Annotated in this window: 30 protein-coding genes; 14 read left to right on the forward strand and 16 right to left on the reverse strand. The window is 58.0% G+C overall.

Translation table 11 applies throughout. The features are described from left to right. Nucleotides 1-66: 66 nt before the first annotated feature. Complete coding sequence (locus EO133_RS07545) at nt 67-720, forward strand: class I SAM-dependent methyltransferase (RefSeq protein ID WP_127072035.1); 654 nt, start codon at nt 67-69, stop codon at nt 718-720. Between the two features lie 54 nt (nt 721-774). Continuing rightward, on the forward strand, nt 775-1437 hold the full coding sequence (locus tag EO133_RS07550; protein ID WP_127072036.1) for a helix-turn-helix domain-containing protein: 663 nt from the start codon (nt 775-777) through the stop codon (nt 1435-1437). Here EO133_RS07550 and EO133_RS07555 read toward each other — a convergent pair. Continuing rightward, nucleotides 1389-1784, reverse strand: a complete 396-nt coding sequence (locus EO133_RS07555) for a VOC family protein (protein WP_127072037.1) — start codon at nt 1782-1784, stop codon at nt 1389-1391. The two genes, EO133_RS07550 and EO133_RS07555, sit on opposite strands and share 49 nt — an antisense overlap. 222 nt (nt 1785-2006) lie before the next feature. Between EO133_RS07555 and EO133_RS07560 the strand changes: the two genes are divergently transcribed. The 3 genes from EO133_RS07560 (at nt 2007) to EO133_RS07570 (ending at nt 4725) form a co-directional block, all read left to right on the forward strand. Further along, complete coding sequence (locus EO133_RS07560; RefSeq protein ID WP_127072038.1) at nt 2007-3350, forward strand: hypothetical protein; 1344 nt, start codon at nt 2007-2009, stop codon at nt 3348-3350. A gap of 64 nt (nt 3351-3414) precedes the next feature. After that, the gene (locus EO133_RS07565) at nt 3415-4296 is read left to right on the forward strand and encodes a bifunctional helix-turn-helix transcriptional regulator/GNAT family N-acetyltransferase (RefSeq protein ID WP_127072039.1); all 882 of its coding nucleotides are present in this window, start codon (nt 3415-3417) and stop codon (nt 4294-4296) included. A 63-nt stretch (nt 4297-4359) separates the two neighbouring features. Then, nucleotides 4360-4725, forward strand: a complete 366-nt coding sequence (locus tag EO133_RS07570; protein ID WP_127072040.1) for a hypothetical protein — start codon at nt 4360-4362, stop codon at nt 4723-4725. On the opposite strand, the gene EO133_RS07575 is transcribed toward EO133_RS07570, so the two are convergent. Next, nucleotides 4726-5322, reverse strand: coding sequence for a TetR/AcrR family transcriptional regulator (locus EO133_RS07575; protein ID WP_127072041.1), 597 nt, complete (start codon nt 5320-5322; stop codon nt 4726-4728). A gap of 147 nt (nt 5323-5469) precedes the next feature. On the opposite strand from EO133_RS07575, the gene EO133_RS07580 reads away from it, so the two are divergent. Then, the gene (locus tag EO133_RS07580; RefSeq protein ID WP_127072042.1) at nt 5470-5868 is read left to right on the forward strand and encodes a RidA family protein; all 399 of its coding nucleotides are present in this window, start codon (nt 5470-5472) and stop codon (nt 5866-5868) included. A 61-nt stretch (nt 5869-5929) separates the two neighbouring features. Here EO133_RS07580 and EO133_RS07585 read toward each other — a convergent pair whose 3' ends face one another. Then, a complete protein-coding gene (locus EO133_RS07585; RefSeq protein ID WP_371870922.1) occupies nt 5930-6223 on the reverse strand; it encodes an Atu4866 domain-containing protein in 294 nt (97 codons plus the stop codon). Nucleotides 6224-6294: 71 nt separating this feature from the next. Then, nucleotides 6295-7017: an SDR family oxidoreductase gene (locus tag EO133_RS07590; protein WP_371870928.1), complete on the reverse strand. Its 723-nt coding sequence runs from the start codon at nt 7015-7017 to the stop codon at nt 6295-6297. Between the two features lie 162 nt (nt 7018-7179). Between EO133_RS07590 and EO133_RS07595 the strand changes: the two genes are divergently transcribed. After that, nucleotides 7180-8082 carry an AraC family transcriptional regulator gene (locus EO133_RS07595; RefSeq protein WP_127072045.1) on the forward strand — a complete coding sequence of 301 codons (903 nt, stop codon included), beginning with the start codon at nt 7180-7182 and terminating at the stop codon, nt 8080-8082. Between the two features lie 95 nt (nt 8083-8177). Further along, nucleotides 8178-9785 (forward strand): MFS transporter, encoded by a 1608-nt coding sequence (locus EO133_RS07600; RefSeq protein WP_127072046.1) that lies wholly within the window; start codon nt 8178-8180, stop codon nt 9783-9785. A gap of 42 nt (nt 9786-9827) precedes the next feature. On the opposite strand, the gene soxR is transcribed toward EO133_RS07600, so the two are convergent. Beyond that, complete coding sequence (gene soxR / locus EO133_RS07605) at nt 9828-10280, reverse strand: redox-sensitive transcriptional activator SoxR (protein WP_127072047.1); 453 nt, start codon at nt 10278-10280, stop codon at nt 9828-9830. A gap of 155 nt (nt 10281-10435) precedes the next feature. Here soxR and EO133_RS07610 point away from each other — a divergent pair, with 155 nt between their 5' ends. Further along, entirely contained in the window at nt 10436-10690 is a 255-nt protein-coding gene (locus EO133_RS07610) for a GlsB/YeaQ/YmgE family stress response membrane protein (protein ID WP_127072048.1), read from the forward strand. Nucleotides 10691-10743: 53 nt separating this feature from the next. On the opposite strand, the gene EO133_RS07615 is transcribed toward EO133_RS07610, so the two are convergent. Continuing rightward, nucleotides 10744-12069, reverse strand: a complete 1326-nt coding sequence (locus EO133_RS07615) for a HipA domain-containing protein (protein ID WP_127072049.1) — start codon at nt 12067-12069, stop codon at nt 10744-10746. Beyond that, nucleotides 12069-12335, reverse strand: coding sequence for a helix-turn-helix transcriptional regulator (locus EO133_RS07620; RefSeq protein WP_244640814.1), 267 nt, complete (start codon nt 12333-12335; stop codon nt 12069-12071). Before EO133_RS07620 ends, EO133_RS07615 begins: the two co-directional genes overlap by 1 nt. Nucleotides 12336-12581: 246 nt before the next feature. On the opposite strand from EO133_RS07620, the gene EO133_RS07625 reads away from it, so the two are divergent. After that, nucleotides 12582-13376, forward strand: coding sequence for an ion transporter (locus EO133_RS07625; RefSeq protein WP_127072050.1), 795 nt, complete (start codon nt 12582-12584; stop codon nt 13374-13376). Between the two features lie 6 nt (nt 13377-13382). Here EO133_RS07625 and EO133_RS07630 read toward each other — a convergent pair whose 3' ends face one another. Beyond that, the gene (locus EO133_RS07630) at nt 13383-14018 is read right to left on the reverse strand and encodes a type VI secretion system-associated protein TagO (protein ID WP_164734924.1); all 636 of its coding nucleotides are present in this window, start codon (nt 14016-14018) and stop codon (nt 13383-13385) included. A gap of 174 nt (nt 14019-14192) precedes the next feature. On the opposite strand from EO133_RS07630, the gene EO133_RS07635 reads away from it, so the two are divergent. Next, nucleotides 14193-17099, forward strand: a complete 2907-nt coding sequence (locus EO133_RS07635) for an insulinase family protein (protein ID WP_127072052.1) — start codon at nt 14193-14195, stop codon at nt 17097-17099. 50 nt (nt 17100-17149) lie between these two features. On the opposite strand, the gene EO133_RS07640 is transcribed toward EO133_RS07635, so the two are convergent. Both EO133_RS07640 and EO133_RS07645 read right to left on the reverse strand, forming a co-directional pair. Then, complete coding sequence (locus EO133_RS07640) at nt 17150-17500, reverse strand: DUF1428 domain-containing protein (protein WP_127072053.1); 351 nt, start codon at nt 17498-17500, stop codon at nt 17150-17152. An 82-nt stretch (nt 17501-17582) separates the two neighbouring features. Then, nucleotides 17583-18086, reverse strand: a complete 504-nt coding sequence (locus EO133_RS07645; protein ID WP_127072054.1) for a winged helix-turn-helix transcriptional regulator — start codon at nt 18084-18086, stop codon at nt 17583-17585. Nucleotides 18087-18170: 84 nt separating this feature from the next. Here EO133_RS07645 and EO133_RS07650 point away from each other — a divergent pair, with 84 nt between their 5' ends. Then, entirely contained in the window at nt 18171-18722 is a 552-nt protein-coding gene (locus EO133_RS07650; RefSeq protein ID WP_127072055.1) for a dihydrofolate reductase family protein, read from the forward strand. Beyond that, nucleotides 18719-19177 carry an SRPBCC domain-containing protein gene (locus EO133_RS07655; RefSeq protein ID WP_127072056.1) on the forward strand — a complete coding sequence of 153 codons (459 nt, stop codon included), beginning with the start codon at nt 18719-18721 and terminating at the stop codon, nt 19175-19177. The genes EO133_RS07650 and EO133_RS07655 overlap by 4 nt, the downstream gene beginning before the upstream one ends. Here EO133_RS07655 and EO133_RS07660 read toward each other — a convergent pair. From EO133_RS07660 to EO133_RS07675, 4 genes are read right to left on the reverse strand one after another with little or no spacing between them, the layout of a single operon-like run. Beyond that, complete coding sequence (locus EO133_RS07660) at nt 19172-19681, reverse strand: DUF1697 domain-containing protein (RefSeq protein ID WP_127072057.1); 510 nt, start codon at nt 19679-19681, stop codon at nt 19172-19174. The genes EO133_RS07655 and EO133_RS07660 overlap by 6 nt on opposite strands. Further along, nucleotides 19678-20184 (reverse strand): DinB family protein, encoded by a 507-nt coding sequence (locus EO133_RS07665; protein ID WP_127072058.1) that lies wholly within the window; start codon nt 20182-20184, stop codon nt 19678-19680. Before EO133_RS07665 ends, EO133_RS07660 begins: the two co-directional genes overlap by 4 nt. Beyond that, entirely contained in the window at nt 20181-21377 is a 1197-nt protein-coding gene (locus EO133_RS07670) for an FAD-binding domain (RefSeq protein WP_127072059.1), read from the reverse strand. Before EO133_RS07670 ends, EO133_RS07665 begins: the two co-directional genes overlap by 4 nt. After that, entirely contained in the window at nt 21374-21934 is a 561-nt protein-coding gene (locus EO133_RS07675; protein ID WP_127072060.1) for a TetR/AcrR family transcriptional regulator, read from the reverse strand. The genes EO133_RS07670 and EO133_RS07675 overlap by 4 nt, the downstream gene beginning before the upstream one ends. A 337-nt stretch (nt 21935-22271) precedes the next feature. Between EO133_RS07675 and ilvD the strand changes: the two genes are divergently transcribed. Continuing rightward, on the forward strand, nt 22272-24119 hold the full coding sequence (ilvD, locus tag EO133_RS07680) for a dihydroxy-acid dehydratase (protein WP_127072061.1): 1848 nt from the start codon (nt 22272-22274) through the stop codon (nt 24117-24119). Nucleotides 24120-24192: 73 nt separating this feature from the next. Here ilvD and EO133_RS07685 read toward each other — a convergent pair whose 3' ends face one another. Both EO133_RS07685 and EO133_RS07690 read right to left on the reverse strand, forming a co-directional pair. Next, nucleotides 24193-25152 carry a hypothetical protein gene (locus EO133_RS07685; protein ID WP_127072062.1) on the reverse strand — a complete coding sequence of 320 codons (960 nt, stop codon included), beginning with the start codon at nt 25150-25152 and terminating at the stop codon, nt 24193-24195. 152 nt (nt 25153-25304) lie between these two features. Beyond that, entirely contained in the window at nt 25305-25616 is a 312-nt protein-coding gene (locus tag EO133_RS07690) for a hypothetical protein (protein WP_127072063.1), read from the reverse strand. Nucleotides 25617-25647: the final 31 nt, after the last annotated feature.

Below are 25647 nucleotides of genomic sequence, written 5' to 3' on the forward strand. Positions count from 1 at the left end.
TTCCAGCGCGGCGCAGCCGGTTTAATATGCGCGCACTGAATAAAACAGTGTCGAGGGACGCCAACAATGGACACGACCAGCCGGTTCTGGGACAAGGCCGCGGACAAATATTCGCGCTCCAAAATTTCCGATGAAGCCGCCTACCAGAAAAAGCTCGAGATCACCCGCCAGCTTTTCCGGCCCGATATGGAATTGCTTGAACTCGGATGCGGCACGGGCAGCACGGCCATTCTGCACGCCCCGCATGTGCGTCATATCACTGCCACCGATTTCTCCCGCGCCATGCTCGATATTGCCGAGCAGCGCGCCAGCGATGCCAATGTCGAAAACATCACGTTCAGGCAGGCCGACATCAACCATTTCGATGCGGACGGCAGGACCTATGACATGGTTTTGACGCTAAGCGTTCTGCATCTGCTCAAGCGGCCGGATCTGGCCATTACCCGCATCCACAAGATGCTCAAGCCGGGCGGCTATTTCGTTTCCAGCACCGCCTGTCTGGGCGATAGTCTGCTGCGCGTGCTTGGCTGGGTCGCCCCGCTTGGCCGCGCCATCGGCCTTTTGCCGCAATTGCGAGTCCTCACCGACCGGGAACTGGTCTCGATGATCGAAAAGACCGGCTTTACCATCCGCCATCACTGGCATCCGGGCGGCCACGCTGCCGTTTTCATTGTCGCACAGAAGGCAGAAGCCGACGCAGTGCCTACCTTTAAGTCATAAACCGGGCCACCGGATGGGGTTGCACGCTCTGCGACCAGCAGTTAGAGGCGACCCATGACAGGGAAAATTGCGTTCCAGAAATGGCATCATCGGGCAGAGGGCGAAACGCACTCCCTCGTATTCCCCGATGGCTGCCGCGACGTGCTGATTGTAAGCAGCGTTGGCGTACGCAACCACATTGTCCTGACCGAATTCGATTTCCGGCCGCGTGGTGTAAGACTGCGCCCTGGAACCAAAATTACCGGCTATCGTCTGCGCCCCGGCGCCGTTATCAATCCCTCCACCCTTGACGCCATCGCAATGGAGGGTGCCGACGTGGAGGAAATCCTCGGAAACGCGTTGGCACTGGCAAATGAACTGGATGACGTGATCGCGGCGCTGACCTTGCCAGGTTCGACGGTGCAATCTGTCTCAAAAAGCTGTGGTATTTCAGTAAGGACGATGCAACGGCGTTTTCGACAGTCTTGCTTGCCGCCCCCGGACTACTGGCGACTCCTGGCGCGTGCGCGTCGGGCCGCAAGCATGCTTTCTTCGCCGCTGCCGCTGGCCGAGCTCGCCTGTGCCTGCGACTTTTCCGATCAGGCGCACATGACACGGGAACTCATAAGCTGGTTCGGTGGAGCCCCGACGCAGTTGCGTCGGGATCCCGCCATTCTCGACCTGTTGCGTCAACCCGCGCTCGGCAACTGGACGGGCGAGCAGATTTCGACAAGATAGCCATTTGGATCGCTGACATAGGATGTCGTTTGTCCCCAGGGTTCCTCCCTGACATCCTGCACGAGCTTGGCACCTGTCTTTACAGCCCGTTCGAGCGCTCCGCGAACATCCTGGGTCTCGAATGCCAATTCGAATACCGGCGCATCGGCGATGGGTTTGGCTGGCGCCTTTCCAAGTTGCCGCATCAGGGCCGTGGACGAAAAAGCGAGCTTGGTCTCACCGGTCGAAAGCTCTCCGTAATCGCCACTTTCGTGTAGAAGCGCCCTTTCAAGCCCAAAGGCGTGCTCATAAAAATCCAGCGCGGCTGCGACATTGTCCACATAAAGGATCGTGTATCTGAAGATCATAGTTTTCTCCCAAACTTATGTTGCGCGGAATTGCTAGGCCATGACCGTCCACGCGTATTGAATGATCGCGACAAGAAAGAACGTATGGGTCCATTCTTCCGTTTGGCGGCCACGCTGTTGTTTTTATTGTCGCGCAGAAGGGGGAGTAAAAAATCATTCTGACGCTAGGTGCTTGCCTCGCGTCAAATTTGATGTTTCCATTCAGTTGACAGGGGGAACATCATGAGTTTACCAGACAGTTTGCTGCGCGGCGAGCGCTCTCGATTGTTTCCAGTTTTAGCGGATACATCAAAGGAAGGTCGAACCCTCTCCATTTTTCTGTCGTGTCTCGAAAACGTACAGGAATTTGGCGCTGCAATGCTATCGGCGGTCGGTCAACGCACGGGAACGCGCACACGGATCGAGACTTACACAGAAGTCAGTTTAAAAAAGGGAACCGAGAAAAAGCACCGGCCGGACGGTCTAATTGTCGTTACCACCGGTTCGCGGCGCTGGACTGCCTTGGTTGAAGCAAAGGTCGGGAACACCGATCTCACACAAGAACAAATCGAAAGTTACCTCGATCTTGCCAAGCTCAATGGCGTAGATGCACTGCTGACCCTCTCCAATCAGTTTGCCCCTCTCCCTACGCACCACCCCATTGCATTGCCTGCAGCAGTTCGCAAAAAGGCGGCGCTGTTTCATTGGTCGTGGATGTTCGTCGTAACCCAAGCCAACCTTCTGTTGAGCAATGATCAAGTCGCCGACGATGATCAACGGGTTATTCTCAAAGAAATGAGCCGGTTCCTTACTCATCCCAGTGCAGGCGTTCGCACGTTCGACAGCATGCCTGCTGCTTGGCCGAACATCGTCTCGAAAGTTCAGACTGGTGGCAAAATTACTGCGTCGGCAGATGAAACGCGGGAAGTTATTGGCGCTTGGCATCAGGAAGTACGGGATCTCAGTCTTGTACTCAGTCGGCAACTCGGAACCGAGGTAACGACACGCATCTCAAGAGCGCATGCTGCCGATCCCGCGGCGCGCCTCAAGGCATCCATTGCCGATCTTGCGCGCAACGAATGCCTCGAGGCAACGCTGAACGTGCCTGATGCAGCGGCGCCGATCGACATCATTGCTGACCTGAAGACAAGGTGCGTAACCGTCTCTATGAAAATCAAGGCCCCTGCCGACCGCAAAAGCACTAAGGCGCGCCTTTCTTGGTTGTTGCGGCAATTGCAGCGCAGTAACCCCGATCAACTCCATATCCGATTGTTCTGGCCGGGGCGCTCATCTGACACTCAACATGAACTGACGGTCTTGCGCGAAAATCCCGAGCTAGCTGGGTCGGACAAGAATGGGCAAGTGGCTGTTTCTTTTGAAGTGCTATTAGTGCGCGATCTTACTGCTCGTTTCGCTCAACGTAAGAATTTCATCACCGATCTTGAGGCAGCAGTACCCGACTTCTACGAGCAGGTTGGGCAATATCTCAAAACTTGGGTAGCTCCCGCACCGCGCCTGAGAGGCGATAAGTCAGAACCGGATATGGTTTCGATAGAGGCTATGGCCGAAAAGGATTTGGACAACTGAACGAATAGATTCGCTCCACTCCACGACTTGACGAAACCATATTATCTGACCTAAGTCAGGCAATATGAGTACAGATGCCATTGCCCGCATTCGCCGTTTCAATCGCGCCGTCACCTCCGAGGTCGGTGCGCTCGATGAGTCTTTTCTGGGTCGCGGGCGTCCGCTCGGTGCGGCGCGGGTGCTCAATGCCATCGGGCATGGCTATACCGATGTCGCCGAAATCCGTGATTATCTCGGTCTCGATTCCGGTCTGATGAGCCGACTATTGCGGTCGCTCGAAGCCGAGGGGCTCGTCCTCACCACACCGCATCCCGACGATGCGCGCCGCCGCATCGTCAGCCTTACGCCCACAGGCGAAGCTGAATATGCCGCCTATGAAAGTCTCTCGGACGCACAGGCCGAAACTATCCTTGCACGGCACCCGAAATCCGAGGCCCTGCTCGCCGCGATGGATTTGATCGCCACGGCCCTTGGGCGCGACAGGATTATCCTTGAAACTGTCGATCCGAACACGCCGGACGCCCTTTACTGCCTTGACCAATATTATGCCGAACTGGGCCGACGTTTTGCCACCGGCTACGATGTTTCGCTCGCCGCTGCGCCCGATGCCAGGGAGATGTCTGCCCCGCTCGGCGCCTTCATTCTTGCACTGTCGGACGATTTGCCTATCGGCTGTGTCGGCCTCAAGGGCAAGGGCACTGAAATCGCCGAAATCAAGCGCCTCTGGGTGGCGCCTGCCGCCCGCGGACTTGGCCTTGCCCGCCGCTTGATGCAGGCCGCCGAGAATGCGGCCCGCGCGCTTTCGATCACCACCTTGCGCCTCGATACCAACAGCGCCCTGCCAGAAGCTCTGGCACTTTATCAAAGCTCGGGCTGGGTCGAAATCGACAGGTTTAACGACGACCCCTATCCCGATTACTTCTTTGAAAAAACACTAAATTCGTGATTCCCCGCAATGGCTTGGGCGCTATACCTTGCATCTTGAGTCAATGCGTTGCCATAAAGATTCATGAGCGATTCAGCGCCCCGCTATGTCACCATTGCCCGTGCCTATGGCCCGTCGGAAGCCGCCATCGCCATAAGCCTGTTGCGCGGTTCGGGCATCGAAGTCGTCTCCGATGGCTGGCAGACAAATGTCGTTGTCTGGCATTGGGCGCACGCCATGGGCGGCACGCATTTGCGGGTCAGGCCGGAGGATGTGAGCGCCGCGCTTGAATTGCTCGATGCTCATGGTCCCGTCGCCCCTGATCGCTCGGCCCTGTGGCGGTTCATTGTGGCGCTCATTGTCGTGTTCTGGGCCGGGATACCGCCTCCGCCCACCGGGTTCTATCGGGCCGAACCGCAAAATGTCGTGACACGCCGGAGCCAATCGTAACTAGTCCCTGACGCGCAGCAACCCTGCCGCGAGCGTTTGGAAGGCTTCAACGGCCTTTTCAAACACGGCTTGCGGGTCGTCGGACGCGGCAATCCAAAGTGCCGCATTGAGTGCCGCGCCGTTGAGCAATCGTGCCACCGCTTCAGCGTCGACCGGCATGATCGTTTCGTCCCTCATAAGCCCGCGGATTATGTCTTCGGTCCTGCGCAGGCAGGCGGTCTGGTTGGGCCATTGCGACGGGTCCCCCAGAACGGCCGGCCCGTCGAGCAGCATTATACGCTGAATTTCAGGCTCCAGGGCCATTTCGATATAGGCCTTGTTTTCTGCCATAAACCCCAGCCAGGGCGTCTGCGCCTTTTCGTTTGCCACGCGCATACGGGCGAGCATTTCAGCATCGATCTGATCGATGACCGCCTGCAGCAAGCCTTTCTTGTCGCCGAAATTGTGGTAGAGCGCGCCGCGCGTCAGCCCCGCTTCTGCCGTAAGCTCATCCATCGAGGAGGCCGCATACCCCTTGGCAGCAAAGGCGCGGCGCGCAGCCGCAATCAGTTTGCCCCGCGTTTCTTCCACCATTTCAGAACGCCGTCTCGCGGCCATGACCGTCTCCACCATCACTAACATACGCAACGTATGCTTATTGACATACGCAGCGTATCTCTTATCTAGGAACATACGAGACGTATATCAATCAAGCGCTCGTCAGGCCAGGAGCCTGTCTTGCCCTTCCACACTCAGGAGTTCACAGTGACCAAGCGCCAAGCCGTATTTCCCGAAAACCGCCACGCACTTTATGAGGCGCACGGCTATTCTGCCGCCATCCGCTCGGGCGATCTGCTGTTTGTTTCCGGTCAGGTCGGCAGCCGCGAAGATGGCTCGCCCGAACCCGATTTCGCAAATCAGGTCCAACGTGCCTTCGACAATCTTTCCAACGTGCTCAAAGCGGCAGGCTGCACGTTCGATGACATTATCGACGTGACGACCTTCCACACCGATCCCGAGGCCCAGTTCGAAACGATAATGGGCGTCAAAAGCAAGGTTTTTCCCCAAACCCCCTATCCAAACTGGACCGCCGTCGGGGTCAACTGGTTGGCCGGTTTCGATTTCGAGATCAAGGTCATCGCGCGCATTCCGCAGGTGGCATAAAACAATACACCCCGCGACCGATCAGGTCGCGGGGCATCGATACCAGCGCGAGAACCGGCACTTACTCCGGCTTGTTGCCATCGCGGTAAAGCACCATTCCGGCGTGATAGAGTACGTCGTCGATAAATTCGCCATCGGCGGTAAAGCCGGTATCGTCCCAGTAATAGATATAGTTGCCCCGCACCTCATAGCGCCCCTGATAGGCGCTTTCGCGCGTGCCCCGCGCTTCGTCGTAGCGCCCGCCGGGGAGCAGGTTGTGCCTTATGCGACCGTCCTCGGTAATCCACATGGCCGCATAGGGATGTTCGGTATCGGCCGGCTGCTGCATCAGGGCCAGCTTGTCGTTCTGTGTCATTTGGGCAAGTCCTTTCTGGGGTAGGAAAGCAAGCGTCATTGCTGCCACGAGGGAAAGGCCGTTCATCGCGATCACATGGACGCCGTTGGGCGAACCACGATCTCACTGGTATCGACATCTGCGGGCTGGCCGATCACATGCGCGATTGCGTCGGCAATCGCCTCGGGCTTGAGCGCGATCTGGCGGTATGCAGCCACCGCTTCGGCCGCTACCGGATCGGTGATCGTATTGGCAAGCTCGGACTCCACAACGCCGGGATAAACGCAGGTCACGCGCAATTTGTCATTTTCCTGCCGCAGCCCGTCCGAAATGGCCCTAACCGCGAACTTGGTCGCGCAATAGACCGCCGCCGTGGGCAATACCACCAATCCACCGATCGAGGATACGTTGATGATCTGCCCGGCCCCTTGCCTGTTCATCACCGGAAGGACGGCGGCAATGCCGTAGAGCACACCCTTGATATTGACGTCCACCATGCGGTCCCACTCATCGACCTTGAGTGAATTCATCAGCGAGAGCGGCATGATGCCTGCATTGTTGACGATGACATCGATCCGGCCGAACGCTTCAATTGCGGCATCGGCAAAGGCCTGAACGTCATCGGCGCTGGTCACGTCGAGCTTGCGGTACAGCACCTTGCCGCCTTCCGCCTCAATTTCCCCGGCCAGCGCTTCGAGCCGGTCAACCCGGCGCGCACCCAGCACAACGGTGGCGCCTTTCCGTGCAAGCGTTCGGGCTATCGCTTCGCCGATACCGCTGCTGGCGCCGGTAATGAGCACAATCTTGTCGAACATTTCAGCCATAGGAATACCTCTCCATTGGAAATCATCGGATAGGCCTTCCTCGCAGATCGCAGCGTCAGGGCGATAGACCCGAACTCCGCGATGCTTGCACGATCCTCCAGAAGCGGTGAATTGCTTCTTGCACATTTGCGTAAGGGATGGGAATAAAAAGCCATGCGCAATATTCAAGATCTTGCCGATTGCATTGCCCAACACGCGCGTGAGGATGGGTTCCATTCCACTGCTTTGCCCCATGTGCGGCTTGCCCGGTCGGCTGCACCGACATTGCCCATGCCAGCGGCCTACACACCCTCGCTTTGCCTTATTGCCCAAGGCGAAAAAGAGGCCCAGCTTGGCAGCCATCGCCTTTCATACGCGCCGGGCCAGTATTTGCTTGCCGCAGTCGATTTGCCCGTCATGGGTTCGGTCACAAAGGCAAGCCGGCAAGCCCCGTATTATTGTCTCATCCTCGACCTTGATCGCGCCGCAGTGGCCGACCTTGTCGCAACCGATCCTGCCCCCGGCACGGATAGGCCGCCCCCCGCGTTTGGCCTCATCGTCGCTCCCGCGCATCCCGAACTGGTCGATGCCGCCTGCCGGCTCCTTGCCCTGCTCGATGACGAAAAGGATGCCACCGCTCTCGCACCGCTTATTGAGCGTGAAATCCTGTGGCGGCTTTTGCGCAGCCCGGCCGGGCCCATATTGCGGCACATCGCGGCCACCGACAGCCATGCGGCGCGTATAGAGCGCGCCATTTCATGGCTGCGCGAACATTTTGCCAAAACGGTTTCGGTCGATTACCTCGCCGCGTTGGCAGGCATGAGTCCTTCGGCCTTTCACGAGCATTTCAAGGCCGTAACGGGCCTCAGCCCCTTGCGCTATCGCAGCCAACTCCGGCTGCAGGAAGCGCGCCGCCTGATGTTGTCCGAAGGGTTGGAAGCGGCACATGCCGGGTTTGAGGTCGGCTATAATAGCCCCTCCCAGTTCAGCCGTGAATACAATCAGGCCTTCGGACTGCCTCCGGTGCGCGACATCACCCGCCTGCGCACGATTGGTGGCCTGCAATCGGTGGCGTGAACCGGATAAAACCAAATCATGCCAATTCTCGCTTGAACTCAAGTTCACTTGAACTTCTATAACGATCTTCGCCTCCCCTCTGAAAGGAAAACAAAATGACTGGCGAAGATAGTTTCAGCGCCGCGCCGCGGGTCCCGATCCGGCGTGCAACACGTCGCGAATGGATCGGGCTTGCGGTTCTTGCCCTGCCCACATTGCTGCTTGCGATGGATATGACCGTTCTGCATCTGGCCGTACCCAGCCTGAGCGCGGCGCTGGAGCCCTCCAGCTCCCAACTGCTCTGGATCGTGGATATTTACGGCTTCATGATCGCGGGCTTTCTCATCATCATGGGCAATATCGGCGACCGGATCGGTCGGCGGCGCCTGCTTCTGATCGGCGCCACCGCCTTTGGCTTTGCCTCGGTGCTCGCGGCCTTTGCGCCGACGACCGAGACTCTCATCGCGGCCCGCGCATTGCTCGGCGTTGCCGGGGCAACGCTGATGCCCTCCACCCTTTCGCTGATCCGCAACATGTTCGAGGATCCTGCCCAGCGCACCACCGCCGTTACGGTCTGGATGACCAGTTTCATGGTCGGCACCATCATCGGCCCACTCGTTGGCGGGCTCATGCTGGCCTGGTTCTGGTGGGGATCGGTCTTCCTGCTTGCGGTTCCGGTCATGGTGCTGCTGTTGATCGTCGGGCCGATGTTGCTGCCCGAGTACCGTAACGAGGGCAAGGCCCGGCTCGATCCGCCTTCCGCCGTCATGGCGCTGGCCGCGATCCTGCTTTTGGTCTTTGCGCTCAAGGAAGTGGCAAAATACGGGCTTATCTGGCCAGCCGGGCTGGCAGGTCTTGCCGGGCTCATCGTCGGCACAATATTCGTGCGCCGTCAGATGCGGCTCGCTGACCCGCTGCTTAATCTCAAACTGTTTGGCAATGGCGGCTTCACCGCGTCGCTGGCCTCGCTGGCGCTGGCCATCTTCACGATCTCGGGCGCCATGTTCCTGATCTATCAATATCTGCAAGGCGTCGCGGGTCTCAGCCCACTTGAAGCCGGGCTGTGGCTGTTGCCCTCCACCCTTGCCGGCCCGCTTGTGGCTTTTGCCGTTCCGGCCCTTTCGCGGCGCATCGCGCCCAACCGCCTTCTGGCAGCAGGGCTTGCCATTGGCGCGGTCAGCCTTGCCTCATTCGGGCTTGTGGGCCAGCTCAACGGATTGGCGGTCATCGTGTTGGGTATGATCGTTCTCAGCATCGGGCTGACGCCTGTGACCATTCTCGGTACCGATCTCATCATCAGTTCGGCTCCGGCAGAACAGGCAGGCGCGGCCTCGGCCATCTCGGAAACCGGGTCCGAACTGGGCATGGCGCTTGGCATTGCCGTTTTTGGCAGCCTTGCGACCGCGATCTACAAATCCGGCTTTGCCGCAGGCATCGCGCCAGAAGTGCCAACGGGCATTGCCGATCGGGCTTCGGAAACGCTTGGCGCGGCCATTGCTGTTGCCAGCACCGCCGAAAGCGGCATCGGTACATCGGTTCTGGAAGCAGCGCGCAATGCCTTTACGTCCGGCTTGCAGGTCTCGGCCATTGCCGGTGCCGTGGTTATGACACTGGTTGCGCTCATTGCGCTGCGCTATCTTCCCAAAACCATTCCAGCCGGCCGTGACGATAGTCCCGATATTGATGCGCCAGGCGAGGAAGAACCTACACCAATCGGGATATAGCTGAATGAATAGGGCGCGGCCTGCTCTGCGCCTCTTTTCTCCCTAAAATTCGGGCAGATCCGTGCAAATCCAACTGCGCGGGCCTGCCCCTTCCTGACCATAGACGTCGCCCGGATTGATGACTTTGCAATCCTTGAGCGAGAGGCATCCGCATCCGATACATTCGGTCAGTCCGGATTTAAGCCGTTCCAGTTGAGCAATCTGCGCATCCACCCGTTCGGTCCATTTGCCGGAAAGCTGCGCCCAGTCGGCGCCTGTCGGCACATGATCGGTGGGCAGTTTGTCGAGTTCGACCTTGATCTCTTGGAGCCGCATACCGAGTTTCTGCGCAAATACGATGAAGGCCAGCCGCCGCAGCACATGCCGGGGGAAACGTCTATGCCCCGCCCCCTTGCGTTCGGACTCGATCAGCCCCTTTTCCTCATAATAACGCAAGGCCGAAGCTGCGACGCCGCTACGTCGGGCGATGTCCTGAATAGAGAGCGTGGTTTCCATCGCTTCAAATTAAGGGCATAGGCAATAAAGTTCAATCACACTTTAGCTCTCAAGTGCCTCAAATTTATAGGTGAACATCGCAAAACACCCTCTTGCATTGCAAAACAGGTGTGTCACCCTGTCGCAGTCAGAACCCAAAACGTTAGGAGGACGATATGGAATTTGACGGTGTAGGCTGGATTGCAGCCATCATCATCGGCGGCCTTGCCGGGTGGCTGGCAAAGATGTTCATGAAAACCAACACGGGCCTACTGCTCAACATTGTGCTTGGCATTGTGGGTGCTGTTTTGGCCAGCCTGCTACTGGGTGTCGTCGGCATCTCTTTTGGAGGCTGGTTCGGTTATCTCATCGCAGGCTTTATCGGCGCCTGCATCATCATAGCGATTGCCCGCGCGGTTACTAATCGCTGACCAACACTCTCTTGGCCGACCGTTGCACAGCGGCCGGCCAGCATGAGATAGTTCTACCGCACGAACGTATCGCGCTGCGCTGCGCCCGCCGGAACCGGCAATTGCATATTGGCGCACAATGTCCGGATATTTGTCGCGACCAGATCGGCGAAATTCTTGCCGCCGGTGTGATGCAGTCGATCGAGGACAGCGGCAAGCTCGGGCACCACGTTTTCGATCAGCCTTGCCATGATGCGACGTCGGCCTGCCGGTGCTGAAAAGCCCAGATCGGCCAGAAACGCATCGAAGTCCGCGGCTGTCATCGCTTCAAGGCTATCGGCCTTACCTATCCGGAACGCAAATTCATCGGTCGTATTGCGATCCAGCATTGTCGGCATCACGTCATAGCGCGGCGTGGTTGCGTATCGGCCCTTCGCGAGATGAAAGATCGAGAAGTTCTTGGCATGACCGTCAACATTGCCGATCAGCATGTCGAACAGACTTGCCTGCGCAAATTTCAGCCGTTCGCTGGCGGGGTCGGTGGTTTTCGCCAGTATCCTTGCGATAGCCTCGGCACTGAACTTGCGTCCCCCTTCGCCGTAGCGCTCGTATTTCTGCCGCGCGTTGAGACCCAGCGCCTGACAGAAATCTTCCTGATGACGCCGGACGATCCGCCCCTCATCATCGAGCGCTCGGTCATAGCGGGTTATGACCAGCACCTCGATGCCTGCGATTTCCCTGATTTCGGTATGGGCCGTGGGGAAACCGATCTGGTTCGAGAGTGCCATGGCATGATGCTCGTGCCGCGCATCGTTGCGATGCCGCTCGTCGGGCACCTTGATTATATGGGTGGTTGGCGCGCCCGATCCCGGCTTGGGCAGGCCAAATTGCCCGTTGGGCAGCAGCGTCAGGGCGATCTTGCTTTGCACCCCCGCAAGCGGCGATGGGTCCACGACCTCTTGCGGCATTGGTTCACGGCGATGCAGCGCTATGACGATATCGGTCAATTGCTCCGCGTCCAATCCGTCATAATCGTGCGGCAATTCGCCGGGCACTTTGGCTGGCGGCTGGCCCTCGGGCAGGACAGACACCGCACCGGGGCAATCCTTGCCAAGATGGAAAAGGATTCCCGCAATATCGGAGGCTTCCAGTCCATGCCGTGCGATAATGTCAGCGCGGGCACTGTCACGCTCGGGCAGCAGATTATCGAAAAAGCCGCGTGTTTCATAATCGCCGAACCGACCATCAGCGAGCGGAAACGAGAGCGAGAGCGCCAGTGCATCGGCGCGTGCGAGATAGGCGTCTGCATAGCCAAACGCGAGGTCGCCCCGATCGTCCCGGCGCAACCGCCCTATCGGCGCATCGAACCCGTCCAGCCGGACATCGAGAACCAGCGCCATCAGCGAGACCGGATAACGAGATCAAGCCCAAGTGTATTGAGCACCCTGAGCGTCTTGCCGATTTCAGCCGTGGGCTTTCCCCGCTCAAGTTCGGAAACGAACCTGCGCCCCACCCCGGCGAGGTCGGCAAAATCCTGCTGGCTCAGCCCGCGCGTCTTGCGCCGGGCCGCGACCATCGCGCCAATTTCTGCGAGATCGTCAATAGTGCGCTCGACACTGGGATCCTGCCCTCGCGCTGACTGCAGTTTCAAACCTTCGGGCATCATCGCCCTATCCTTCTCGCTTGATATTGCTCCCGAACGGGAACAAATATAACACGAGTTGCAGGAAACGCAAGGTTTGCTCCCGTTCGGTATCAATTGCTGCGTAAATATCACCCTGCTCCCGAACGGGATCATTACGCTTTATCGCACGAAGTTCACCGGCCTATCCTGTTAATTGGCAACGCCCCTTGACCAAGGATCGCAAATCCGCTTTCCCTCAGCGCAGTCAATGCCGGATTGTCCAGAGCCATGCGCGAACGCCTGATTACCCTGATTTCCTCCCGCAACTGGGAGCGTTTCATCATCACGATCATCATAATTAACGCCATAACGCTCGGCCTTGAAACCGTGCCGCCCGTCATGGATTCGGCAGGCTGGTTTCTCGAAGCGTTCGATCAGTTCATTCTCGGCATCTTTGTCATCGAGATAGCCTTACGGCTTTACGCGCACCGGCTGCGCTTTTTCCGCGATCCGTGGTCGATTTTCGATTTCACCATCGTCGCCATTGCGCTTATGCCGACTACAGGCGCTTTTTCGGTGCTGCGCGCGCTGCGCATCCTGCGTGTCCTGCGCCTGATTTCCGTCGTACCATCGCTTCGGAAGGTTGTCGGCGGCCTCATCAATGCCCTGCCCGGCCTCGCCTCCATTTTCGTTCTGCTGATGCTGGTCTTTTATGTTTTCGCCGTTATGGCGACCAAACTCTACGGGCAGGATTTCCCCGAATGGTTCGGCGACATCGGCAAGTCCTTCTATTCACTGTTCCAGATCATGACCTTTGAAAGCTGGTCGATGGGCATCGTGCGCCCGGTGATGGAAGTGCATCCCTGGGCCTGGGCGTTCTTTGTGCCCTTCATTGCCTGTACGGCCTTCACGGTGCTCAATCTCTTCATCGGTGTCATCGTGTCAGCCATGCAAGAAGAGCACGAGTCGACCGCTGAGGCCGACCGCGCTGCCATTCACACCGAAACAGGGTTGGTGCTTGCAGAGGTTCGCGCCCTGCGCGCCGAAGTGGCCGAATTGCGCAAGGAGCGTGAAACCGGGTAAACGCCCCTACCAGCCGCAGGCTTCGCGCACCGGCAGCAACGCCTGATCGATGCCGTCGATTTGAAAACTCACGGTTGCAGAGCGCTGCCCCTGGGGTTGCGCCCGCACGATCAGCCGTTCGGTCTGGCGCAACTGGTTGATAAAGGCCATCGCGTCCTCATTGCTGAAAAAGCTCAATGATGTCCGGTCGGCACTCAATTGCAGGGACTGGCTGCGTCCGGGTAGCCGGTCGAACTGGATAGTGAGGATGCCGCTGTTGGAATTCTCGGTGCCTAACGTCTGACCTGCAAAAGCGAACTGCACCTGGGTCTGCCCATCAATGCACAGGATCGTCAAACGCGCGGGCGCGCGGCCGCGGGGCAAGGCTGGAATGAGTTGCTCGGACTGGAGCGCGGCAAAGGGCCGTTCGGTGCCTTCGATCTGGGAGACTTCTACTCCGCTTGCCCACATCCCCATTTCCGGCACAGGTTCATCCTCGGCCTCGCCGGTGAACTGCCCGGAGCGGAAAAGGGAATCATAGCAGGCAAGCCGTTCGGTGGCAGGGCCGATCAGCGCGCACCGCTCGGGTGTTTGTGCAAGAGCAACACCGCCGCCCAGCGTGCCTGCAATCATCACGCTTGCAGCGATAGCCGATTTGAGCATCGAAACGTTTTCCTTCCTATTCTTCTTATCGCTGTCAATTTGGTGTCCAGCTCTCGCCAAGTCCATAGCATTTCACGCGAATGTGGCCACCGGCTTTTCCGCTTCATGGCTTGGCAGATCGAAACCAACTGCCTACATGTTTGTGCCAATGGCAAGAACAACGGAGTGTGCCCCATGTCAGCAGCAGCCGCTTTTGACCTTATTGCAGAAGAAAATGTCGCTGAGGTCAACGCGCTTGCGCGCTACTACAGGCACAAAAAGACCGGTGCCGAACTGCTCTCGCTCATCAATGACGACGAGAACAAGGTTTTTGGCATTTCCTTTGCTACTCCGCCCGAAAACTCCACAGGCATCGCCCATATTCTTGAGCATTCGGTGCTTTGCGGTTCGGAAAAGTTCCCCGTCAAAAAACCCTTTGTCGAAATGCTCAAGGGCTCGCTGCACACCTTTCTCAACGCGATGACCTTTCCCGACAAGACCGTCTATCCGGTCGCCAGCCAGAACCTGGCTGACTTTTACAATCTTACCGAGGTCTATCTCGACGCCGTGCTGTTTCCACTTCTGAGCCGGGAGACTTTTCTTCAGGAAGGCTGGCACTATGAGCTCGAAGACCCCAATGCACCGCTGATTTACAAGGGCGTGGTGTTCAATGAAATGAAGGGCGGCTATTCCTCGCCCGATCAGGTGTTCCGGGTTTACGCGCAAGGCTCGCTTTTCCCTGAAACCACCTATGGCCACTCTTCGGGCGGCGATCCAAGGGTGATGCCGGAATTGACTTTTGAGGACTTCTCGAACTTCCACAAGCGCTACTATCACCCCTCGAACGCGCAGATCATCTTTTATGGTGACGACGATCCCGAAAAGCGCCTGGAAATCCTCGATGCCTATCTCTCGCGCTTCGAGAAGTCCCAGCCCGCCGAACCAATTGCGCGGCAACCGCAATTCGATGCGCCGCGGCGGGTGGAAAAGACCTATCCGGCTGACGATACCAATGCGCGCAACGCTTTCGTTTCGGTCAACTGGATGCTCGAACGCACCGAGGACACTGAAGACAATCTGGCCCGCACGCTGATGTATCTCGCCCTTTTGGGCAATAGCGCAGCCCCGCTTTACAAAGCCCTGACCGAGTCCGGGCTTGGTGAAGCTGTTATTTCAAGTACGAGTTCAAGCTATAACCAGCCTTGGCTCTATATGGGTATGCGCGGCGTCGACGCCAAAGACGCCGACAAGATCGAAAACCTGATCCTTGATACGCTGCGGACACTGGCAAAGGACGGCATTGATCGCGAAACAATCGAAGCAACGGTCAACACCTTTGAATTCCAGCTTCGTGAGAAAAATACCGGCGGCTATCCCCGCGGCATCATGTATTTCTTCTCCGCGCTTGGCGACTGGCTCTATGGTGGCGATCCGATCAAGGCCCTCAAATATGAGGAAGCCCTTGCCAGCTTGAAGCAACGGCTCGATAGCGGTGAAAAACTACTGGAAGCGCTTATTTCGGACCTGTTGCTGGACAACAGCCACCGCACCACGCTTGTGCTGAAAGCCGACAAAGATCAGTCCGCCCGCGAAACCGCCGCGGAACGCGCCAAACTCGATGCAGCGCGCAGCGCCATGTCGGACGACGATGTTTCTGAAATCATCGACACCACCAAACGTCTCAAGGCCCTGCAGAACGCACCGGACAAGCCCGAAGACCTCGCGAAAATCCCGACGCTGACGCTTGAGGATCTTGATCGCAACATCACCACGGTCCCGACCGAGGAACAGGCGATCTCCGGCGTTCGCACGCTCTATCATCCGCTGGCAACCAACGGCATCGTTTATCTCGATCTTGCCTTCGATCTCAAAACACTGCCGCGCGATCTTTTGCCTTATCTGCCGCTGTTTTCCCGAGCGCTCACCCAGACCGGAACGGCAAAAGAAGACTTTGTTGCGCTAAGTCAGCATATCGGGCGCGTAACTGGGGGAATTGGCGCAACACGGCTCATCGCCCCGATCCTTGAGAGCGAGGAGGCTGCCGCCCATCTTGTGATCCGTGCCAAGGCAACGCCGGACAAGACCGGCGATATGCTCTCGATCATCGAAGACATCCTTACCAGCGCCCGGCTGGACAATCGTGACCGCATCCGTCAGATCGTAGGGGAAGACAAGGCGCGCTTCGAGGCCAGTCTCGTGCCAGCAGGGCACCAGTACGCTTTTTCGCGTTTGCGTGCCAGCTTCCATCAGGCCGACTGGCTCAATGAAGAACTTGGCGGGATTACGCAATTGTTCTTCCTGCGCACACTGGCCGAAAAGATCGACAATGACTGGGAGGGCGTGGTCCAGGCGCTCGAAGACATCCGTTCTCACCTCATCAACGCAACCTCGGCGACCGTCAACGTCACGACAGATCGTGCCGAATGGGCGAGCTTTACCGGCGAGCTTGAAGCCTTCCTCTCGGCTCTGCCCCGCAAGCCTGTTGTATCGCAGGATTGGGGCAAGCCCTCCCCCAGCGTCAACGAAGGCCTGACGATACCGGCACAGGTCAATTACGTTGCCAAGGGCGCCAATCTCAAGGCATTGGGGCACGAGCCTTCCGGCGCGCTGAGTGTTGTGACCAAATATCTTGGCACCAGCTATCTCTGGGACAAGATACGTGTCGAAGGTGGCGCTTATGGCGGCTTCGCACGTTATGAGCCGGTGTCGGGAAGCTATGCCTTCGGGTCCTATCGCGACCCGAATCTTCTCGCCTCGCTCGATGTCTATGACAAGGCAGCCGATTATCTGCGCAACGAGCTGAGCGAAGCGGATCGGGTTCGCTCGATCATTGGCACCATCGGCGACATGGACCCATATCAATTGCCCGATGCCAAGGGCTATTCAGCCTTTGCGCGGGCACTGACGGGCGTGAGCGACGGCTACCGGCAGGAACGCCGCGAGCAGGTTCTCAACACGACCAAAAGCGATTTCAAGGCCGCTGCCGATGTGTTGGCGGCGGTTGCCCGGCAGGGCCATGTGGTCGTTATCGGGTCGCCTGAGGCAATCGAGGGCGCCAATCGCGAACGCAACGGCTTTATGAACGTCACCAAGGTTCTGTAAAACACCCAAGCATGCAGCCCGGCTAAAAGACCGGGCTGCACAAGTTCATTTCATTGGTCGACAATGGGCGTAAACCCACCAAAGATCATACGGGAGCCGTCGAACGGCATCTTTGCAAAATCGTCTGGACTGAACTCTTCCATCATCTTGCGATTGCACTCGTCATAGGTCGCCCTGTCGGGAAACTCGACCCAGGAAAAAACCACGGCTTCGTCTTCCTTGGCCTGCACCGCCATATGGAAATCGGTCTTTTCCCCCTTTGGCACATCGTCGCCCCAGCACTCAACGCAGCGGGTTGCACCATATTTTTTGAAGGTCTTGTACGCCTCCAGAGCCTGGTCGATATAGGCTTGCTTGTTAGCAGTCGGCACTGCCGCAACAAATCCTTGAACGTAAACCATTTTCCTCTCCTTTGCCGGTGATGCACGATACCAAGGACGCGTTCGGCCGCCGGAAACCGACACCCCGTTCAAAAAAACTGTCTCAACCGCCTTTGCGTTCCCGCGCGGCAACTTCCAGATATGCTGCCGTCAACTGATCGAGCACCGATGGCGGCGGATCGTTCTGCCGGTGCCCCAGATGCAGATAGCGAAGCTCCTCCATAAAGCCCTCCCACATTTGCGGGCCGCCCTCTTCCAGAAGCTGGGCGCGAATGGCCAGTTCCGGCGTCACGGCAAGATGCTTGCGGCCCCACGCGCCGATCATCGCCATGATCGGCACCAATTCGATTGCCTGCTCGGTCAGGCTATAAATGACCTTCTGCTTGTGCGCACTATCGGCAGTCCGCGTGATCATCCCGCTGTCGGTCAATCGCTTGAGACGCGCTGCAAGAATGTTGGAAGCAATGCCTTCCAGCGAATTTTCCAGCAGTTCGCCAAAATGCCGTCGATTGCCGAACATAATATCGCGAAGAATGACCAAACTCCAACGATCTCCGATGACCTCCATGGTCAGGTTGATCGGGCATCCGGACTTTTCCTGGCGCATATTCACCTCGCATAAAACCACTTGCATAATACAATTGGTTTGCCCTAACATCCAGTTGCAAAATGCAATCTGAGGACGATTATCATGCGCAAGGTTATTGCCTGGAACGTTATGAGCCTTGATGGATATTTCGAGGGAGACGCACCTTGGCAGCTCGACTTTCACGCGTTGGTCTGGGGTGAAGAAATGGAGGCATTCTCGCTTGAGCAGGGCGACGACATGGACATTCTTGTATTCGGGCGCCGGACATATGAGGGCATGGCCGCGCATTGGCGCACCGAAACCGGCGCTGTCGCCGATTTCATGAACGCGGTCGACAAGCGCATTGCCTCACGCAGCCTGCAATCGGTGGACTGGAACAATTCCGCGCTCATTGAAGGGGACGTTTCCAAGGCCATCGGCGCACTAAAGCAGCAGAAGGGGAAAAACATATATGTCTTTGGCAGCGCTGATCTTCTTGAAACGCTGTTGGCCGACAATCTCGTTGACGAATACCGCATCTGCCTTGCGCCAATCGTGCGTGGATCGGGCACTCCGCTGTTCAAGCCAGGCAGCAAGACCGGCGCCATGGATCTGCTCGAAGCGCGAGCGCTCAAGACCGGCGGCGTCCTCTTGCGTTACGGTTTAAAACCATGAGTCGGATCGATAGCGCGTCCCGGTTTATCGAGGCGGACGCGCAAACCCTCTACGCCGCGCTTACCGATCCCCATGCCATGGCACAGTGGCGCGCGCCCGGCGGCATGCGCGGCGAAGTGCTGTCCGCAGACGCCAAACCCGGCGGCGGTTTTCGCATGGCACTGCACTATGATGACCCGGACCACAAGGGTAAGTCGGGCGGCAATTCGGATATTTTTGAAAGCCGCTTCATTGAAATGGTCGCAGGAGAAACGGTAGTCGAGGAAATCGACTTCGTTTCTGACGACCCGCAGTTTTCCGGCACCATGACCATTGCGACCACACTGGTGCCACGTCCTCAAGGCACCGACGTAACCATCACCTGCAGCAATGTTCCGCCGGGCATCAGCAGGGCTGACCACATAACCGGCCTAACCTCGTCGCTGGACAATCTCGCGGCCTTTTGCGCATCATAGTCGTGCCATCTCGACCAGCTTCGCGATGGTATTGATATTGCGGGCCGTGCCCTTCCCGGCTGCGGGGATCTTGAGTTTGGACTGCCCCATACCCTCGCCGTAATGCACATAGATTTCCCGCTTTCCCAGCGCGATTTCCTCATCTTTCCGGTGCGTTGCCGCCTCAATTGTATCCACTGGCGGCGGGCCGTCGAGAAAGATTGCCACCACACGGTTCGGCGCGGCTTCGGGAAAAGGATTGTCCGCCAGAACCTGCGCCATTTCCGCTCCGCTGCGCACTAGAACGGCTTGCGGCTTGCCCGCATAGGCGGTCAGCCGTGCTTCCAGCTTGTGCTTGACGGCCTCCTGATCGAGCGGGCTGGAAAAAACGACATTGCCGCTCGCGATATAGGTTTTTACATCCTCAAAGCCGATCTCTGCACATATGGCGCGCAGTTCTTCCATCGGCAGCTTGCCCGTACCACCGACATTTACAGCCCGCAGAAGGGCGATATGCCGGGTCACGACGAGCCCAGAACAAAGGGAAGATCGGTATCGCCCGTCTTTTCGCCCAGCGCTGTAAGAACTGCGTGTACCTGTCCGCGATGATGGGTCTGGTGGTTGAAAACCTGCATGATACACAAGGCTTTGGATTTGGTCATATCCTTGCCTGCCGCGCCGCTAAACCAACTCAGATCGCCCGCAATCGCTTCTTGCGTGAGAGCCGCCGCCCAGTTTTCCATTTCGACATCGAAGGCCTGCCGTTGCGCCCAAAGCTCGGCGAAATCGTCGAGAACCTTGCCGCTGTCGCGGATGGGCAGACCGGTTGGGTCTCCAAGCCCGAAGCGCGACAGCCAAAGCCGGTCGGCCCAATAGATGTGGTTGAGTGTGCCGTGGATCGAAGACCAGAACAGTCCGTGATCCTTTTTCCGAGCGGCATCGTCGAGCCGCAATGCCGCACCATAGATGCGCCGGTTCAATTCCGAATTATAGGCAGCCATCGTCTGCGCGTATTCAGGCGTAATCACGACTCACTCTCCGCCATTATTCTGTGAGAGGTATAATCGGGCAGATCAAAGTCCGATGTAAAGCTGCGCGCCACGATCTTCCGGCCGAGCCACGGGACGGCAATCAGCAGGTTCAGCGCGTCTCTCGCAAATAATACCGGCCAGTTTGGCGGGGCGAAAAAGTTTCTGAACCGCAACGCATTGTCCTGCTTTGCCTCAAGCAAGGGCCTCAACCTTGCCTCATAGGCTGCGAACGCGCTTTCGTAGTCGCCCTCGGCCCGCGCCAGCTCGCCGGCCAAAACATAGGCTTCGGTCATGCTCAGCCCGGCGCCTTCACCGCCCAGCAATGAGATACACGCTGCGGCGTCGCCAAGCAGGGCCACGCGGCCTCGCGACCAGCGGTCCATTCTGATCTGGCAAATGCTGTCGGAATAAAAGTCTTCCGCCTCGCCGAGCCGGTCAAGGATCGCCTTTGCCTCCCACCCTGCATCTGCAAATATCGCGCGAACCATGTCCTCTGGCTCGGCTGTGGCATCGTCCACCAGTTCCTCATTGAACACGAACAGAAACAGCGAGCGATCGCCCCGCAGCGTCGCGCGCGCAATCTGCCGGTTTGGCCGCGTGTACATTACATAATGCCCCTCGTCCCGTGGCCGGTAGCCGCGCAAGGTAAGGGCGGCTATGCGCAGGCCCATGGGACGTTTAAAGGCCCCGCTGTTTCCAAACACCTTGTTTCTGACGTTCGAGTGCAGGCCATCAGCGCCGATGAGAAGGTCAAATCGCTCGCTTTGACCACTCTCAAAGGTCAACTCAAGGCCGCTATCGTCCTCGCTCACGGTTGCAATCGAGGTTGAAAACCGCGTCTCCACGCCCTCGCACACTGCAAGAATGGTCCTGGAGAGGTCGCTTCGCGCGATGGACAGGTATCGACCGCCTGTCATGGCCTCGAATTTTTCGAGCGGCACTGAGGTCGTGGTGCGTCCAGAGGATGTGACGGTCCGCAATCTCTTGAAATGATAGCCGTCACGCTCAAGCGCCGGGATCAACCCCATGCGCGCTGCCACATCGAATCCGGGACCCCAGAAGTCTATAATATAGCCGCCTTGCCGTGCCGCCGGCGCGCGCTCGATCAGAACCGGCTGGAACCCGTAATGCTTGAGCCAATAGGCCAGCGTCGGCCCGGCTACACCGCATCCGCTGATCGCGATTTTCATCTGGCAGCACCTTTCGCTAGCAAAGAAACATAACCCGCCCACATCGCCCGGACGTCATTCTCCTCTCCCAGCAACAGCACATGCAGCATTGCGCCATCCATAAGCGCCAATGTCATGGTGGTGAGATTGCGCGCCATTGCCCGATCTTCGACCCTTGCCGCAATCGCCAACTCGACTTGCGCTTTGGCTTCGCCAAGGGAGGTTCTGACCTTTTCTTTGAGGGCGGGATCGAAAACCGCGCGCGCGAGGAATGAAATATAAGCGGCGTAAAAGCTCCGGTGCTCTTGCAACGATGCAAACGCCACTTCGCCCATTGCAGCAACAAAATCTGCCGCACTGCCGCCCTCACGCGTTTGCGGGATCGCGATCTGGTTCGCGATCAGTTCAAAGGCGGCGATTGGCACATCATCCATCGATCTGAAATGATGGAACAGGTTCGCTTTGGAAATTCCCGCAGCGCCAGCAAGGCGCGAAGCGCTCAGCCCCTCGTAGCCGTCCCTGCCCATGATTGTGATCGCGGCCTCAAGGATGGCCGTTTTTGTGCCCTGCTTTTTCATTCGTTCAATCTATATACTGACCGATCGGTCGGTCAATATTAAAATGGCCTTCGACCCAACCAACACCTTTTGCGCCTGTCATAAGCGGCGCAGGGCACGCGCGGCGCGAAACATACCGCTCTCCTGACGCCCTTATCTCCGAAACTACACATGGCTTGAAATTTACCGTACCGTACGTTACGGTACGGGCCGTCTTTACTTCGCCTGTTTCCCGTTCTAGAACCAATGTAACGGGCGAAGCACAGGCAAAATGCGGATCAGGGAGGTCCGCGGCAGTGTCGGCTTCGCAACAAGCCAGGCCTCGTTTCGTCTCCCGCAATCAGGTGAGTTTAATTCAATGCCCGCATATCGTTCACGCACCACCACTCACGGCCGCAACATGGCTGGCGCCCGCGGCCTTTGGCGCGCCACCGGCATGAAAGATGGAGATTTCGGCAAGCCAATTATTGCGGTGGTCAATTCCTTCACCCAGTTCGTGCCCGGTCACGTACATTTGAAGGATCTTGGCCAGATGGTGGCCCGCGAGATCGAGCGCGCTGGCGGCGTGGCCAAGGAATTCAATACTATCGCTGTTGATGACGGCATCGCGATGGGCCATGACGGGATGCTCTATTCCCTGCCCTCGCGCGAAATCATTGCCGATAGCGTGGAATATATGGTCAACGCCCATTGCGCCGATGCGATGGTCTGCATTTCCAACTGCGACAAGATCACGCCGGGGATGCTCAATGCCGCCATGCGGCTCAATATCCCGGTCGTTTTCGTTTCCGGCGGCCCGATGGAAGCGGGCAAGATTCTGCATAAAGACCAGCTCAAGGCGCTCGATCTAGTCGATGCGATGGTCGTCGCTGCCGATGACAGCTATACCGATGAGGAAGTGCAGGCGATTGAAGAAGCGGCCTGCCCCACTTGCGGCTCGTGCTCGGGCATGTTCACCGCCAATTCGATGAACTGCCTAACCGAAGCGCTGGGCCTTTCATTGCCTGGCAATGGCTCGACGCTGGCCACTCATGCGGACCGCAAGCGCCTGTTCCTCGAAGCGGGGCACCTGATCGTCGATCTCGCCCGCCGCTATTACGAGCAGGACGATGAAAGCGTCCTCCCGCGCTCTATCGTCACCAAGCAGGCGTTCGAGAACGCAATGGCGCTCGATATTGCCATGGGCGGTTCGACCAATACGGTTCTACACATTCTCGCCGCAGCCTATGAGGGTGAGGTCGATTTCGGCATGGACGACATCGACAAGCTGTCCCGTAAAGTGCCTGTGCTTTGCAAGGTGGCTCCGGCCAAGCAGGACGTTCATATGGAAGACGTTCACCGCGCCGGCGGCATCATGTCCATTCTTGGCCAGTTGGACCGCGCCAACCTTCTGCATCGCGACCTGCCGACCGTCCACAGTGCCACGATTGGCGATGCGCTGGATCGCTGGGATATTTCCCGCACCAATTCGGAGAGCGTTCGCGACTTCTTCCGCGCGGCGCCAGGCGGCGTACGGACCACGCAGGCCTTTTCGACCGATAACCGCTGGGAAGAACTTGATCTGGATCGTAAGGACGGCGTTATTCGTTCAGCCGAGCACGCTTTCTCCAAAGATGGCGGGCTGGCCGTTCTCAAGGGTAATATCGCACTTGATGGATGCGTCGTTAAAACTGCAGGTGTTGATGACTCGATCCTGAAATTCACCGGCACTGCCGTTGTTTATGAAAGCCAGGATGCCGCCGTTTCCGGCATTCTCACCGGCAAGGTCAAGGAAGGCGATGTAGTCGTCATCCGTTACGAAGGCCCCAAGGGCGGCCCCGGCATGCAGGAAATGCTTTACCCGACCAGCTATTTGAAATCGAAAGGTTTGGGCAAGGCCTGTGCCCTGCTGACCGACGGACGGTTCTCGGGTGGGACTTCGGGCCTTTCCATCGGCCACGTTTCGCCCGAAGCGGCCAATGGCGGCGCTATCGGGCTGGTCGAACAAGGCGACAAGATCGAAATCGATATTCCTAATCGCACGATCAACCTGCTTGTCCCGGATGCCGAGTTGCAGCGCCGCCGCGAAGCAATGGATGCCAAGGGCGCTGACGCCTGGAAGCCTGTTGAAAAGCGCAAGCGCAAGGTCACGACGGCACTCAAGGCCTATGCGGCCTTTGCGTCCAGCGCCGACTTGGGCGCGGTGCGGATTCTGCCGGACAATTAAGCCGGAAAGTTGCGGGCGGAGGCATCGCCCCCGTCCGCATTCGAGATCATATATTGCGGCCTGAAATCGCCGGTCAGTGCCCGGCAATCTCGCTTGCCAAGCCCGTGATCAGGTCGAGATCGGGCTCACCCCAAAGCGCGCTTTCGATGCGTTCGGCAAGTGCTTCGTCGGCAGCCAATGCTTCGGCCGCCGCGAGCCAATAGCCGGCGGCGCGCGCCCTCAAGCTCGGCAAGGTATCCGCATCGGCCAATGCGGCTACGTTCAAGGCATCGGCAAACAACACTATGCTGGCCTCGTCGAGCACCGTTTTGACCCGCTCCGCCTCAACATCGGCCCAAACCTCTGTCAGCAGCACGTCCTGGCCTTCTGCCAGCGCATCAAGCAGCACTGCGTTTATCGCTTCACCGCCATCAATCGCTGCTACCGCTTCAAACGCCGAATACTGGCCATCGGGGCCCCAATAGAACGCGAAAATCTCGTTCCAGTTCTTGGGCGAACCGTTCTGCAACGACCAGTTGGGCTCATCCATTAAAGCCTTGCGCTCGGATTCGCCCAACTCGTATCGCGCCCAGTTGATGGCAACCGAGATCAGTGCCGTTTCTATAAAGCCAGTGCGAATCTCATCGTCGACCCGCCGGAATGCGCCGCTGCCCACCAGCGCAGCGTTGATCGCGTGGTTCTGGAAGGATGGACTGCCGAAATGCTCGGTGCTGACCGACAGATGCGTTGTCAGCCGCCCGTTGTAATTGTCGGTGAAGATCGCGAGCGAGTGGTTGGCGAAATGGCCGCCAAACGCAAAACGAGACAAGGCTTCGGACCAGTCCGGTTCCGCGCCGGCAAGGCTGGCATTCACATCCGCAATATCGAGCGGCATCCTGTTGTGATTGCTTACATCGGCTGCGGTCGTAAAAGGCCCAAAGCTGAGTTGCCAGTCTTGCGCAAAGGCTGGCGGGATGCTTGCGGCCGCCGCAAACCCGGCAAGGCTGATAGCGGCAATCCGCAAGGTGCAAGGCCTCAGGATACCTGTAAACATAGTCGGTCCTTTCAGAAACGAGATGAGAACGCAGTAGCGCTATAAAACATGACTACAAGAGTCAAGTTATTATACTTCACGTCTCACTCGCGCCCATCGCAGCGCCTGGCTTGCGCCTATGACGCGCAACAGGACCTGAATGTCGATGTGTCTTAGGCTTCGGCGTTCACCCGACGCGCTGCTTCCTTATTGGCGCGCTGCAAAGCCTGAGAGAGAACGCTCATCTTTTCCTTATTGCCGCGCTCGGCACCTTCTTTTGCCGTACCCGTGCCCTTGCCACGCACATTACGGCGTTGGGATTTGGCAATGTCGCGGGCGCGGTCGCGGCGCTCGCGCAGCAATTTGATCAGCTTGGCGAGGTCCTTTCCGGCGATTTCCCCCAGCGCGGGGTGACGGGTCTGATCGACGAGTTCCATTTCGGACTTGTCCAGAATACGATCCATTTGACGGCGACTGGTGCTCATTTGGGCCTCCTTGTTCTTGTAAGCTGGCATA

Source organism: Pelagibacterium lentulum (genome assembly GCF_003992625.1).
Lineage (GTDB): Bacteria > Pseudomonadota > Alphaproteobacteria > Rhizobiales > Devosiaceae > Pelagibacterium > Pelagibacterium lentulum.